This is a genomic window from Pseudomonadota bacterium, from assembly GCA_027620075.1.
GTDB lineage: Bacteria > Pseudomonadota > Alphaproteobacteria > Rickettsiales > UBA6187 > 1-14-0-20-39-49.
Genome location: JAQCEY010000005.1, coordinates 1 through 13,534 on the forward strand (window position 1 = coordinate 1; position 13,534 = coordinate 13,534).

Below are 13,534 nucleotides of genomic sequence, written 5' to 3' on the forward strand. Positions count from 1 at the left end.
TGAGGCTGCTTTATTCGACCAAGAACAACAGCAACAACAAACAGGTGCAAGACTTGCCGCACTTGAGGCTCGTTTAGGTCTTCAACCTGCCGTTAATATTACTCGTCCCGGTGGTGAGGCTGCTTTATTTGACCAAGAACAACAGCAACAACAAACAGGTGCTAGACTTGCCGCATTAGAGGCTCGTTTGGGTGTTAGAAATCAGTAATCGATTTTAAAAAATTGTCGTTCGCCGGTGTTATTCCGGCGAATGACAAAAAATTCAAGGTATGAATTCGGTTTGTTAGAGCAACGGCTTAGGTAGCGATAAAAAATATATTTTATAATAAAGAGGGTTGATATGAAAGTTAGGTTAGCTGAGGCAGAATTTACCAAAGATTTTGAATTTGATTACGATAATTTACAAGAGCAGTTACACGCACAGCGTCTTTCACGTTTTGCGGTTATTTGTGCTGCCATAAGTGATAATAAAAATGAGCTTGCGAAGATAAAAGAGGCTTTCCATCAGGTTATGGATATGGACGGGGAGCAGCGAAAGTTCTTTTTGGACGACCCTGCTTTTGTAAGGTGGCTTGATTGTCTGACAATGGCGGTTAAGAACTCTCCGGAATCATTATTCTATGTTCAGGAGCTGGCAAATAAACTCGACGGATTAATGGAGCGTATAGAAAAACGCCGAAATAAAAACGGCTTTACGTATATTAAAGGTACTTCTATCTTGGTTCAAAGACTTGACCTCGACCCGATTATAAAAGAGGCAACTCCTCCGACTTATGATTTTGAAATGCTTGAAAAAGCCTATTCTCCTTCAAGTACGGTGTTACCGACTATGGAGCAGTTTAACGATAATATTGGTCTTGCTTTCAAAGAAATTAAAAAATGTGACCCTAAATTATTCGAACTAGTGCAATCTTTAATTCAGATTATAGGGTACACTCCCGATGCTACTTTCCGTAGCTGTTCGGCATCACGTTATCAGGGGGTGGTATATTTATGCGGTGTAGAAAACTCTTTAATAGATTTGGAAGAATCTATCGTACATGAAGCTGCCCACCAGCTATTATATAAAATAGCAGAGTTGCACCCGATTACAGGCGAAGACGCTGAAAAAGAGGCGGTGTATGAGCTGCCGTGGTCAGGCTCAAAACGTAATTTATTCGGCTATTACCATGCTTTCTTTATTTATTTGCAACTGGTAAAATATTTTGACCACAGGGCTAAAACAGCAGGTGATGAAACCGCATATCTTGAAAGAAAGCGTGAGCTTATCCATCGCGGATTAATGGTGGCAGCAAGAGACCTTGCCTATGTTCCGGGTATGACCGAATATGGAAGAAGTCTGTATAACCATCTGGTTGATGAAATAAACGCTCTTTACCAAACTCCCGTTCTATCTATAGTGAAATAATAGTTTTTTATTGTCATGAGCAGTAAAAGAATATGAAGGTAAAATATAAATATGGCTAAAAAAAGAAAAACCGAAAAAAAGCAGGAAGTAACGCAAGAACAGCCGGAACAGAAAACCTTTTTTCTCTATGAAAATACAAATGCCGATAGCATAAAGGAAAATTATGTTATCGGTAGCCACATAGGTGCAAAAATAGGTGAGGATAAAGTTACCGTTGTAAATCTTATTAGCGGAGAAAGAATTGAGTTTGATGCCGATATAGCAAAGCTTATCGAATATTTTTTAGTTCCTAAACCGTTGGATTCGGTATTGTCACATTGTGATAGTGAGGAAACAGGAGAAGACTATCTGCTAAAATTATACGCAGCTGTCAAGGATTTGATAGAGATGGACGCACTTGTTGCATCTTCAAGGGAATCAGGTCCGGGACCCGTTCCAAAGCAGTTGCCTGAAGGGTGGTATGATGCCTGTAATTTTATTCAGGCAACTCGCACAGGAAGTCAGGCAAGGTATCTTACACAAGAGGAACTGGCTCATTTACATGTCCGTGACCTGATGAGAGGAAGGCAACCTTCGTGTTTTTATGACAGGGGCGACCTTCCGTTCTTCGAGTTACCGAACCCTATTCCTATTTTAGATAAATATGCCGAACAAAATAAAAATAATTTTATGTCTGTTTTGTTCGGGCGGCGTTCAACAAGGCGTTATTCTGACAAACCTGTTTCATTAGAGGAACTTGGAACGATACTATATTTAAGCTGGGGAGCGACGGCGTTGATGAATAATCCGCTTGGCGACCACTTTGTAAGGAAGGTATCGCCAAGTGGCGGTTCGTTACACCCTATAGAGGTTTATCCGGTTATCAGCAATGTTGAGGGGCTTCCACCCGGCTGCTATCATTATTCGGTTAAAAGGCATGGTCTTGAGCAGATTATAGCATGTAATCCTAAAGAATGGATGGGTACGGCATGTGGCGGACAGGAATGGATAGCCGAATGTCCGGTTTCTTTCCTGACAACGGCTTTTTTACCCAGAATGGCATGGAAATATGATTTTTCAAGGGCTTTCAGGGTCGTTATGGCAGATGTCGGGCATACAAGCCAGACGCTGCATCTTAGTGCAAAATGGTTAGGGCTTGGCAGCTTTACCACATGTGCTACAAGAGATGAGATATTCGAGGAATATCTGGGGCTAGACCGTTTAGTTGAGCCTGTTATGATGGTAAACGGCATAGGACATATTGAAAAGGATGTATTGTCACATGAAAGACCAAGAAGTGAAACAGTCTCTGAATGACGATAATTATATGTTGTTCCCCGATGAAAGAGAGGGTGAAAAGACTAACAATGCAGATGTAGCTTTAGAAGAGGTAACTCCTCTAAAAAGCCTTATCGGTAACATGAACGAGGCGGACTTCTTTTCTGATATCTGGGAAAAAAAATATAAGACGGTTAATAAGTCCTTTGATTTTGCCAAGCTGTTCGATATCGGGCATCTGGGACAAATGCTCTGCGTGCCAAGACCCGAGATAAAAGCCAATATAACCATGGGAAAAATGGTTGATGGCGAATATCACGGAGTGGTGGTATCGCTTGAGGACGGCAGTGCCGATATGTATGAGATATACAGGTTATGGGCAGAAGGTTACTCGTTGATAGTTCCGGAGCTGCATAGAAGGTGGGAGCCGATAGTTGAATTTACGAACAAACTCTCCGAACAATTTGGTTTTAAGGTGGAAGCTAATTTATACTATACTCCGTCTAATGCTGTTGCATTCCCTGCACACTATGATACGCATGACATCTTTGTGGTGCAGATATCAGGTGAAAAAAAATGGTATCTTTATAAATCAAGAACTAAACTTCCTTTGAAAAGTCAGCGTTATGATATTGAAGATATTAATTTAAAAAAAGACCTTGCGGCTAAAAAGAGTCAAGTAATCCTTAAAACCGGTGAAGTTATGTATTTACCGAGGGGACAAGTACATTCTGCCGAGTCCGGTAGTTCGCCTTCGATGCACCTGTCGATAGGGATACATTCCGTCAGGTGGCTGGACATATTAAATGAAATAGTAGGGCATCATGCCGCTTCCTCATTGTTCTTGCGTAGTGCGGTATCTCAAGAATGCATAAAGAACGGTATTAACAAGGAAACGATAACCAAAATTACGGATATCATTGCCGATACTCCTAAAAACTGGCAGAAAATATTAGAAGAGCTTACTTATAAAACATAATAAAGTAAGCTCTTTTCGGCTATTAAAACCTAGTTCTACCTTTTTTATTAGAGTATTTTTGTGCAAATGATTCTTCAGATGAATGAGAGCCGGAGTCATCGCTCGGTGCGTATTCGCTACCGCTTTCATTTTTGGCAGATGCTTTAGAATTGGCACTTTGCCGAACCTGTTGAGCAAAAGAAGCAGTCGGTTTTTGCTCCTCTCTTTCACGTTTTCGGGAAGTTTCGGTACTATCTGTACGTTGTTGGGTAGCTTGCTCAACATGGAAAGTGTCAATTGTTGTTTTTCTTTTTCCGGAAGCAGGATATTTGTCTCTCAAGAATTGTCCGGCTTTATTATATATTAAGCTCAGGTCTTTTTTATCTGTTAAATTTAACTCTTTCCATTCTTTATTGCCTAGGGTTGTTTCTTTTTTAAACCCTGCTATCTGACCGCCATCTAACATTTCCTGTAATGCTTGGTATAATACCGTTCTTTTGGGTGATTTTTTGGCGGTTAAATATTTTTCTGCGTATTTATCCAGACTGTCACGAAAACGTACATTAGCCGGATTGTCGTTTACTCTTCCCCCACGACCAAATAGAACATACTGAGAATCATCTTTTTCGCCTGAAGTTTGAGGTTTTTGTAATACTGGAAGGCTAGACACCCTCATGTCGTTTTTGTTTATAGCAGGTTTTTCTTCTGTCGAAGTTCCCCTATCTCTTTTTGTAGTAGCTGCCGAGTTTTGAACGTATATGTTATTATTATCGCCATAGAAATTCATGGTTACCTGTTGCTGTGCTGCGTCAAGTGGTTTTCTATTTTGCGTATTGTCGGTTTTTATTGTGGCATCATCATCAATTTCCGTGGCGGTGGCTACATATGCTGCCGGTTGTGTATTTGTTTGTGATGCGGATTGGTTTTTTACGACCATACGATCAATTAATTCGTTTGCAGCAACTATTAAGACAGGTGAGATGTTAGGGTCGTTCTGTCTTTCGGCAACCCGGTTCGTATCGTTTCGTGCTTGCTCTTGTATCTCGTAATCACTTTTTGAGGAAGTAATTTTTTGAGCTAGCCTGTATATTTGGCGGACATATCTTCTTGAAATTTCGTATTGTTGTCTTAACTCATCAGGAGCCGCTCTCGTTCTTGATGCTTCACGATTTATAACGTCATTATATTGTTGGGTAAATTCAGGTGAGAATTTAGATTTGCTTGACCATTCTCTTGTATTAATACCATATAAGCCGACTATTCCCGCATCATCAAGTGCGTTTTTTATTTTTGCCGTTGCATTGTATCGCACCTTACTATTAACAAAAGTATCATAAGTTTGTGATGAATCTATAGCCGGTACCGATGCAACAGATGTATCTGCCATCGGTTTTTGACCTATCATAACACCGTCCACATCATCCCACAAAATCGGGTTATGCTCATCTATTGAGGACGTTACCGGTCTTCTAGTATATACTGAAAATGCCGAACCGGCATTATTTGATAAAGGTTGATTGCTTCGAGCAGGTTGTGCGGTTACGGCTTTTTGTTGGTTTTGATACTGCTCTAAAGGACCAAGTTGAGTATCATTTTCTATCCAGTCAATATTTATACTATCAAACTTATCAATTGAATAAGCCTCTTGTTTACTATCCTGATGCTCTTTTGTCATAATATAACTCCCAATATTGTTGTGCCGTTCTTTTTTGTCACGGCAATATAGCAGAATATTACAAAACTTGAAAGTATTTATTAATTTTTTAATAAAGCATTAGTTTATATCGTTAGCTTTTAGCTTTTTGATATTATTGCCGTGTATATAAAGTAGTGCCAATGCACTTGAGGCTTTTCTTGCAAGTTCTCCGCTTGAACGGCTGGTCAATATTATAGGAACCTTTGCGCCCATTACTACGCCGGCTACCGATGCACCTGAAAATAATGTAAGCTGTTTCAATAATATATTGCCTGATTCAAGGTCTGGGACTACCAGTATATCTGCCTTTCCTGCAACCTGAGAACGGATATTCTTTACTTTAGCCGCCTCAACGGAAACGGCATTATCAAATGCAAGAGGGCCGTCAAGTAAAGCTCCGGTTATCTGCCCACGCTCCGCCATTTTACATAAAGCCGTAGCGTCCAGTGTGGACGGTATTTTTTCATTAACCGTTTCTATAGCAGATATGATAGCTACACGCGGAGTTCCAAAATCAAGCGAGTGGAAAAGGTCTATCGCATTTTGTACGATATCTTTTTTATCCGAAAGCGTAGGTTTAATATTTATTGCCGCATCGGTAATGAATAAAGGCTTAGGGTATGCCGGTATATCTGCCATAACCACATGGCTTACTCTTCTGCCTGTGCGTAGACCTGTATCTTTTTTAATAACCTCCAATAGAAGCTCGTCAGTGTGTATTTTGCCTTTCATCAGGGCTTCCACCTCACCACGCCTTGCCAGCAAAACGGCTATCTCGGCAGCGGCATGGCTATGCTCGGTCGGGACAAGTCGGTATTTTGAAATATCCAGCTTCTCTTTTTTTGCAATATCCCTTATTTTTGCTTCCGGTCCTACCAATATAGGTTCTATAAGACCTTCTTCGGCAGAGGCTATTGCCCCTTTTAAAGAGTTAGCATCAACAGGGTGAACTACTGCCGTTTTTATCGGTGAATGACCTGCTGCCATACAAATAATGCGATGGTAATTAGGGCATTCTTCCCTGCTATTTGAAAGTTTGATATCAGGCAGCCTTATTCTCTTACGGCTGACTTTTTCTGTAGGAGCTATAACTACCGCTTCTCCTTTGATAACTTCCTTACCGTTTTGGTTAACGCATAAACAATCCAATGTAACTATATTCTTCGTTTTTTTCTTTGATTTTACAATTACCCTTGCCGTTATGGTATCACCGATGGCTACCGGCTTTAAAAATTGAAATGTCTGGTTTAAATATATAGTGCCGGGACCGGGGAGTTGAGTACCTAAAACCGTAGAGATGAAAGAACCGCTCCACATGCCGTGTGCTATGATTTTATGGAACATATCGCTTTGTGCGTATTCTTCATCAACATGGGCGGGATTTACATCACCCGACATGATAGCGAAAAGGTCGATATCCTTTCGGGTCAGCGTATGTTCTATTGAGGCTGTGTCCCCAATTTCGATTTCATCGAATGTCTTGTTTTCTATATAGCCGTTCATACTGCCTCGCTAATTATCACTGTTCTTTGTTATCGTCTTTCCATGTAAATCCCAAAATTCCTGCATCGCAATAAATGTAAATGCTACCGACCACCCTATCAATACCAGACCGTTCAGTGCCTCAACCCCTACAAGTAGATGCAGTCCCTTTTGGGGAAATACATCCCCTAAACCCAAAGAGGAATACGTCTCCGCTGAAAAATACAGATATGTAAGGAATATATCCTCATGTTCACCACCAATGCCTCCAAGACCGGTTTTTGACATAATCCAGAACGTAAAACCGTAAATCCATACCGCAATAGTATGACCCGCAAAAATTGAAAGAACTACTATGATGACTTTTTTACGGGGAGCAAGGCTCAGCTTTGGCAACAACGCCCATGTAAGACGCATTATCTCATAGTAGATTAGGGTTGTAGTTATGACAAGTATAATACTTATCAGACCGCCAATTAAATGAACCATATATTACCTTTCAACATCAATAATAAGCAGAAATACTATACTTGCTTATCCTTTTGAAATAAGCAAGTATAATGTAATCCACGCCTTCATGAGAGGAGCTATTATAATTTTCAATGACGAATAACGAAAAGGCTATTATATAAATATATTTTTTAAGGTATTTGTTATATGATAAAAAACTGAAAGAGTGGGTAATATGAAAAGCATAAATCCATATAGTAATAAAATTATAAGTTCTTATGGCAAAATGAAAGACAGTGAAGTTTTGTCAATCATAGAGTCTATGCACAGCTCTTTTTTAAAATGGAAGAATTATACCTTTTACGAAAAAAGTATATTAATGCGGCAGGCTGCCGATATTTTAAGAAAACATAAAGATGAGTACGCAGAACTAATAACCTGCGAGATGGGAAAGCCGATAAATGAATCTGTAGCTGAAATAGAAAAATGTTCCTTGTTATGTGATTACTATCAGGAAAACGCAGCAATTTTTTTAGAACCGCGGGAAATTAAGACAGATTATGTAAAAAGCTATGTCAGGTTTGACCCTATAGGTATTATATTTGCGGTGATGCCTTGGAACTTCCCTTTCTGGCAGGTATTTAGATTTGCCGTACCCACATTAATGGCAGGTAATGCGGGATTGTTAAAACACGCAAGCAATGTTTCAGGCTGTGCTTTGGTAATAGATGATATCTTTACAAAAGCAGGATTCCCCGAAAATATATTCCGAACCTTGTTGATAGACCATAATCAGTCAGATAGCGTTATAGCACACAGCTATATAAGGGCTGTTACCGTTACTGGCAGTGTTGAGGCAGGAAAGGCCATAGCTAAAAGAGCCGGTGAGTTTTCCAAAAAAAGCGTTCTGGAACTAGGGGGCAGCGATGCTTATATAGTACTTAGCAATGCCGACATTGATAAAGCTGCCGAACTTTGTGTTAAAAGCAGAATGATAAATGGCGGACAAAGCTGTATTGCCGCCAAGCGTTTTATTGTTCATCAATCCATACATGATAAGTTTGTTGAGAAAATGAAAACGCAAATGCAAGGCTATGTTGCAGGTGACCCGATGGATAAAAGGACTAATCTTGGACCTATGGTATCTAAAAAGCAAAGGGATATTATTCATGAACAGGTAAAACAGTCGGTTGAAAAGGGTGCTAAGTGTATTCTTGGGGGATTTATAGAAGACAAAAACGGTGCTTTCTATCCGCCGACTATTTTAATCAATGTAAAACCTGATATGCCCGCCTATGACGACGAGATATTCGGTCCTGTAGCCTCCGTAATAAAATTCAGCGATGTGGGGGAGGCTATACGTATAGCCAACGATTCGAATTTCGGTCTGGGCGGAGCTGTTTTCAGTAATGATATAAAAACTGCTGAAAATATCGCAAGACAGATGGATACCGGTAATGTTGCCGTAAATGATTATGTCAAGTCCGACCCCAAACTTCCTTTCGGTGGAGTGAAATATAGCGGTTATGGCAGGGAGCTTGCTGAATTCGGGATACGTGAATTTGTGAATATCAAAACGGTTGTTGTATCTTAATTGAGGCGAAAGGGGTGGCTCGAATCTTATTTTTGTATCATATTCTTTAACGTTCTTTTTCCGAAAGATTTATGTAGAACCTCATCAATCTCTTTTTTGAAGGTTTCGGTGTCGTTGTTACTTAATTTTGTATCCTCATCTGACCTTGTACGTATGCGTACCGAGTTGATAATGTCAAAATATGTTATGTGTTCAAGCGGACGCTTGGGGACTATCGAGCCTGTTCCCTCTTCAACGGATATGAGTTCCGACCGGATTAGGTAGTAAATTATTTCATCTACCGCCTGTAACGGGAACTTACAGATTTTGGCAAGCTCATTTATCGATGATACCGGTTTATCGGCAAAGTAGTTTTGTGCTATCTGCATCATTACTTCTAAAGCGACCGCTTCTTTGTTAGAAGGTGATAGTGACAGGAACTTGTTTTTGTTGAGGCGATATTGCGGGTTCTGGATATAAAAACTTATACTTGAGCCTATAAGCAGTACCAGCCACACCAGATATATCCATACCATGAACACGATGACCGTCGCAAATGCAGAATATATAAGAGTGTGGCTTGATGAGCCTGCTACAAAATTGGTAAACCCCCAGCCCATCAATTTCCATAAGAATGCGGTCATAAGACCGCCTATGAAAGCTGCCTTTACATTAACTTTTGTATTTGGGATAAAGCTGTACATAAACGTAAAAGCAACAGAAAGGATAAAGTAGGGTACTATTATTCCGAATAAAGGAATAATAAATTGCAGCCTTTCCACTTCATTGATTCTTTCCACCAGATAGCCGCCGGTTAGCGAGGTGGTCATGGCGGTAGACAGGAATATTAATACCGGTCCTACGAACAATATACTTAAATAGTCGTTAAAACGCTTCGTTAAGTTACGTGACCTTTCAACACCCCATACAAAGTTAAAGGCATTTTCTATTTTCTGCATCAATCCTATAACGGTATATAACAACACCGCTATACCTACCGCACCCAATACACCTACTTGTATATTATCTACAAATCCGATTATCTTATCCGTAACCTCAATCTTTTTCTCGCCAAGGGGGTCTAGCGTGTTAAGCAAAAAAGGCTTTATCTGATTATGAGCGCCTAGTCCTTTAAGGACTGAAAAACTTATGGCAATTAGCGGAACTATGGAAATAATGGTGGTGTAAACAAGGCTCATCGCCCTAAGGCTTAACTGCCCGTTTTTTAAGTCACGTATGATTGCACTTATTATCTGTAACACCGTGCGTAAGAAAATTACATGAAACGGTATATCAACGGTCTGCATTGACCGAAGCCACTTATTATAACTTTTTAGTAATTTACTTATAGATTCCATATAGCCTATCTTACTCAATAATTTTTATATGGCAATACGGTATCCTTATGAGGCTTCTATATTATAGTACAACAACCTGCTTCGGCTTGCTGTTGTCTTCTTGTGTTTAAAGAGGCTGTATGGCTTTGTTGCTGAGGCGGAATATTTGCCTTTTGCGCTTCTTGTGGGGCTTCGGCAAACTGCCTCATATGCTCGGCGTTTTTCCTCAGATATATGGCAAATATAGAACCGCCTGTGCCGATTGCATCGCCATTGGGGTTTTGTATATATTCTACGGCATTATCGGCATGTGCCAAACGGAAATCAGCTCCTGCTACAACGGCTTGTTTAAAAGCGTCTCCACCCAGTTTCCTTAAATCAAGGTCTTTTGTCGCTTCACCAAGGTCGCTTAAAAATTCACGGTGTTTAGTAGGCATATACTCCCTGTAGCCCTCATAAAATTTTGTTGGCGGCTTGTATCCTAATAGCTCGTCCAGTGCCGGTATAACAGAACTCATAGCCCCTGATTCGCCCCTAAAATATTGCGGTTCATTATTATACTGCCCTTCATATATAACACCATCGGGACGTGTTTTACCGTCAAATCCTTTAATATAAGGTCGCAGTCCGCCTTCTTCTTTTTCATATTCGCTTGTTCTTGAATAAGCGGGTGATAAGTGGAATATTTCTACCATTTTCCGGTATGTTGACGCTACGGTCTGCAATCCTTCCTGCACACCTTTTACATCTTCATTTTTAGCGGCATCAATTATTTTGGGCATTTGGTATAACGCCTTAGCCGCTATTGCCTCAATTACCGTATGTACCTGTACAAAGCCAAGTTCATCATCTTCGCCTTTAGCATTAGGTCCGACAAAAGGATATCTGAATTTTAGCTCACCTATATCGCTTATCTTATCTACTTTTCCGATAATATCCCTATCTTCTCCAAGTTTGCTTTTTACATATTGACCGTCAGGGCTGTTGCCATCTTTTGCCTTAATGAAAATCTCGGTTTCCTTAGGGGTTCTTGGTGCTGTGATGTCTTTAGGGTTCTCGCTATTTTCACGGTTGCCGAACTTTCCGACCGGCACTCTTTTCAAAGCGGGCTTGTTCGAATCAACCCTTTCATACCTTACCCTTTCCCATTCATATTGACCGTTTTGTGTCAGTACCTTGTCAACATCAACCTCACCATCTTTTGTATAAGGTATTTCTCCTTTTCTGTTATCTATAGCGTAGTGTGCATAGTTTAGCATAGGAGGCACTTGTGCCATATCTGCAAGCTGTTTTAACGGCTTGGCAAGTTTTTCAGGAACAACGGCAGCGTTGCTTTGAATACCGAGTTTTTTACGAAGTTCGGCGGATTTGCCTGTTTCGTGGTCGGTATAATTAACATATCCCGATGCAATGGCGGTTAACATTTGCAAGTCTGCACGTAAATTAGAATCTTCAGTGTCAAATTTACCGTCTTTGCTTTTTGAATAACGTTCTTCTTCAAAAACAAATTCAGGAAGGTCTTTACTGTTTAAGGCATCGGCAAATGCTCCGCGCTTTTTTAAAAGCTGCGGCATATTTTTTGCAAGATTATCCCATTTTTCATTCTTTCCTGCATCACCGTCAAACGGTAAATAAACAAAACCGGGGTCACGACTGCCCGGCTCTCCAATCCCGTATTCCCTAAGCGGTTTTAGTGTCGGCAAGTTGTCATTATTGCCTAAAATATCTGTGAAGCTTCTTTTTTTCGTTGAACTGATTATCTTTCCTACCGTCATGCTTAAAAGTGACTCCTTATCTTAATGGTCTGCAAATAAAAATTGAAAATGTTAAAGATTAACCAAATTAAAGGCAGTAGAAGGTTGTTGTCAATATATCTTTTAACGGCAGTCAGGATGTTAAATAATCGGAATACTCCGTTAATTGGTTTTTTATATTTTTTTGTCAACCTGAACTTGTTTCAGGTTCTATTATGAAACATGAAAGATGCTGAAATAAATTCAGCATGACAACTATTTTGTCCGAAGTAACGGTGGAATTGAAACTACTACTTTTTATTAGAACGTAAATTTAAATTAATTCTTTCTTGAATCTTATTGAATTCTTCCCATGATATATTATCCCGTTTTCCTTCATCGGCAAGTTTTGCCGCCTGAAATTTTATTACCGACAGACGCTCATAATCCTGTGCGATAATGCCCATGCCTTTTTCCTCATACTCCCTAGCAAGTATCTTATATTCGGCAGATTCATCATAAAAATCATGGTCGGGTTTGCCCTTGGTGTTCGAAGAAACTTCTTTCATTGCAGCGGCAGGATTGAACATGTGGTTTTTTTGCTTTCTTTTTGTTTCATGTGTTTCAGACAGTTCTTTATAATCAGACGATGAATTATAAGGCTTATAATCGGTTGTAGCATTCGTACCCGATCTGGTTGAAATATCCTTACGCTCTTGAGCTATATCAGGCAGGTCAATCTCATTCATGCGGTGAGTTTCATATTCGGCAAACGCAGAAAACGAAAACACAGCTAAACTTATTACGAAAAAAGAATGAAATATATAGGTCACTTGCTACTCCTTGGTTATCATTATGTTAAGTATATCACATAAAATATGTTTTTAAAATAATTTCCCCGGCTAACTTTGGTAGCGTTTATGTTATAGAGGTTTTTAGTAGTGCAGGATTGTAATTACAAGAATTTAACTTGCATGGCGGTCGGAATATTAGTACAAGCATGAACTGTAAATTATAAAAAGTAAATGTTATGACTAAACCGACAAAAGAACAGGCGGAAGCTGCGGTTAAAACCATACTTGACTGGATAGGGGAGGATTCGGACAGGGAAGGGCTTTTAGACACTCCTAAAAGGGTGGTGAAAAGTTTTAGTGAGTTTTTCGGCGGATATGATGTAGACCCCGAAGAGATATTGAAGCGTACTTTCTCCGAAACAGAAGGATACGATGAAATGATAATGCTAAAAGATATACGTATCGAATCGCATTGTGAACACCACATGCTGCCTATTATCGGTAAAGCACATATTGCATACATACCTAATAAAAGGGTGGTGGGTATCAGCAAACTTGCAAGGATAGCGGAAGCATATGCTAAACGCCTTCAGATACAGGAAAAACTTACGGCACAGATTGCAAATAGTATTAATGATGTCTTGCAGCCTAAAGGGGTTGCGGTTGTAATTGAAGCTACTCACCAATGTATGAGTACACGTGGCGTGCATAAATCGGGCGTTGTAATGAAAACCAGTCATATGCTCGGTCTTTTCAGGAAAGACGAAAGAACAAGGCAGGAATTCATACAGCTTGTAACTTCACCTACTCGTACAGAGATAAATATTTAATTTGTTACTTGTGCAG

General features: G+C 39.9%; 12 protein-coding genes. 6 read left to right on the forward strand and 6 right to left on the reverse strand.

Annotation, left to right across the window (positions count from 1 at the left end; translation table 11 throughout):
- The 4 genes from O2942_07655 to O2942_07670 all read left to right on the forward strand — a co-directional run.
- Positions 1-208 (forward strand): hypothetical protein (locus tag O2942_07655; protein ID MDA0782123.1); only part of this gene is annotated, 208 nt, incomplete at its 5' end.
- A 132-nt stretch (positions 209-340) separates the two neighbouring features.
- A complete protein-coding gene (locus O2942_07660) occupies positions 341-1,408 on the forward strand; it encodes an HEXXH motif-containing putative peptide modification protein (GenBank protein MDA0782124.1) in 1,068 nt (355 codons plus the stop codon).
- A gap of 51 nt (positions 1,409-1,459) precedes the next feature.
- Positions 1,460-2,704, forward strand: coding sequence for a SagB/ThcOx family dehydrogenase (locus tag O2942_07665; GenBank protein ID MDA0782125.1), 1,245 nt, complete (start codon positions 1,460-1,462; stop codon positions 2,702-2,704).
- A complete protein-coding gene (locus tag O2942_07670; GenBank protein ID MDA0782126.1) occupies positions 2,670-3,644 on the forward strand; it encodes a cupin domain-containing protein in 975 nt (324 codons plus the stop codon). Before O2942_07665 ends, O2942_07670 begins: the two co-directional genes overlap by 35 nt.
- A 22-nt stretch (positions 3,645-3,666) precedes the next feature.
- Here the strand turns inward: O2942_07670 and O2942_07675 are convergent, their stop codons facing one another.
- The 3 genes from O2942_07675 to O2942_07685 form a co-directional block, all read right to left on the reverse strand.
- Positions 3,667-5,298 (reverse strand): hypothetical protein, encoded by a 1,632-nt coding sequence (locus O2942_07675; protein ID MDA0782127.1) that lies wholly within the window; start codon positions 5,296-5,298, stop codon positions 3,667-3,669.
- 99 nt (positions 5,299-5,397) lie between these two features.
- A complete protein-coding gene (locus tag O2942_07680; GenBank protein ID MDA0782128.1) occupies positions 5,398-6,822 on the reverse strand; it encodes a bifunctional enoyl-CoA hydratase/phosphate acetyltransferase in 1,425 nt (474 codons plus the stop codon).
- Positions 6,823-6,831: 9 nt separating this feature from the next.
- Positions 6,832-7,290, reverse strand: coding sequence for an ion channel (locus O2942_07685; protein ID MDA0782129.1), 459 nt, complete (start codon positions 7,288-7,290; stop codon positions 6,832-6,834).
- A gap of 196 nt (positions 7,291-7,486) precedes the next feature.
- On the opposite strand from O2942_07685, the gene O2942_07690 reads away from it, so the two are divergent.
- Complete coding sequence (locus tag O2942_07690; protein ID MDA0782130.1) at positions 7,487-8,845, forward strand: NAD-dependent succinate-semialdehyde dehydrogenase; 1,359 nt, start codon at positions 7,487-7,489, stop codon at positions 8,843-8,845.
- Positions 8,846-8,871: 26 nt separating this feature from the next.
- On the opposite strand, the gene O2942_07695 is transcribed toward O2942_07690, so the two are convergent.
- From O2942_07695 to O2942_07705, 3 genes are all read right to left on the reverse strand, one after another.
- The gene (locus O2942_07695) at positions 8,872-10,182 is read right to left on the reverse strand and encodes a YihY/virulence factor BrkB family protein (protein MDA0782131.1); all 1,311 of its coding nucleotides are present in this window, start codon (positions 10,180-10,182) and stop codon (positions 8,872-8,874) included.
- A gap of 56 nt (positions 10,183-10,238) precedes the next feature.
- Positions 10,239-11,936 (reverse strand): hypothetical protein, encoded by a 1,698-nt coding sequence (locus O2942_07700; protein MDA0782132.1) that lies wholly within the window; start codon positions 11,934-11,936, stop codon positions 10,239-10,241.
- Between the two features lie 269 nt (positions 11,937-12,205).
- Complete coding sequence (locus O2942_07705; GenBank protein MDA0782133.1) at positions 12,206-12,727, reverse strand: hypothetical protein; 522 nt, start codon at positions 12,725-12,727, stop codon at positions 12,206-12,208.
- 197 nt (positions 12,728-12,924) lie between these two features.
- Between O2942_07705 and folE the strand changes: the two genes are divergently transcribed.
- A complete protein-coding gene (gene folE, locus O2942_07710; protein ID MDA0782134.1) occupies positions 12,925-13,518 on the forward strand; it encodes a GTP cyclohydrolase I FolE in 594 nt (197 codons plus the stop codon).
- Positions 13,519-13,534: the final 16 nt, after the last annotated feature.

Coding starts and splice junctions, on each gene's coding strand:
- O2942_07670 (MDA0782126.1), top strand. CDS start 2,670: ATGAAAGACCAAGAAGTGAAACAGTCTCTGAATGACGATAATTATATG.
- O2942_07660 (MDA0782124.1), top strand. CDS start 341: ATGAAAGTTAGGTTAGCTGAGGCAGAATTTACCAAAGATTTTGAATTT.
- O2942_07690 (MDA0782130.1), top strand. CDS start 7,487: ATGAAAAGCATAAATCCATATAGTAATAAAATTATAAGTTCTTATGGC.
- O2942_07685 (MDA0782129.1), bottom strand. CDS start 7,290: ATGGTTCATTTAATTGGCGGTCTGATAAGTATTATACTTGTCATAACT.
- O2942_07675 (MDA0782127.1), bottom strand. CDS start 5,298: ATGACAAAAGAGCATCAGGATAGTAAACAAGAGGCTTATTCAATTGAT.
- O2942_07680 (MDA0782128.1), bottom strand. CDS start 6,822: ATGAACGGCTATATAGAAAACAAGACATTCGATGAAATCGAAATTGGG.
- O2942_07665 (MDA0782125.1), top strand. CDS start 1,460: ATGGCTAAAAAAAGAAAAACCGAAAAAAAGCAGGAAGTAACGCAAGAA.
- O2942_07700 (MDA0782132.1), bottom strand. CDS start 11,936: ATGACGGTAGGAAAGATAATCAGTTCAACGAAAAAAAGAAGCTTCACA.
- O2942_07695 (MDA0782131.1), bottom strand. CDS start 10,182: ATGGAATCTATAAGTAAATTACTAAAAAGTTATAATAAGTGGCTTCGG.
- folE (MDA0782134.1), top strand. CDS start 12,925: ATGACTAAACCGACAAAAGAACAGGCGGAAGCTGCGGTTAAAACCATA.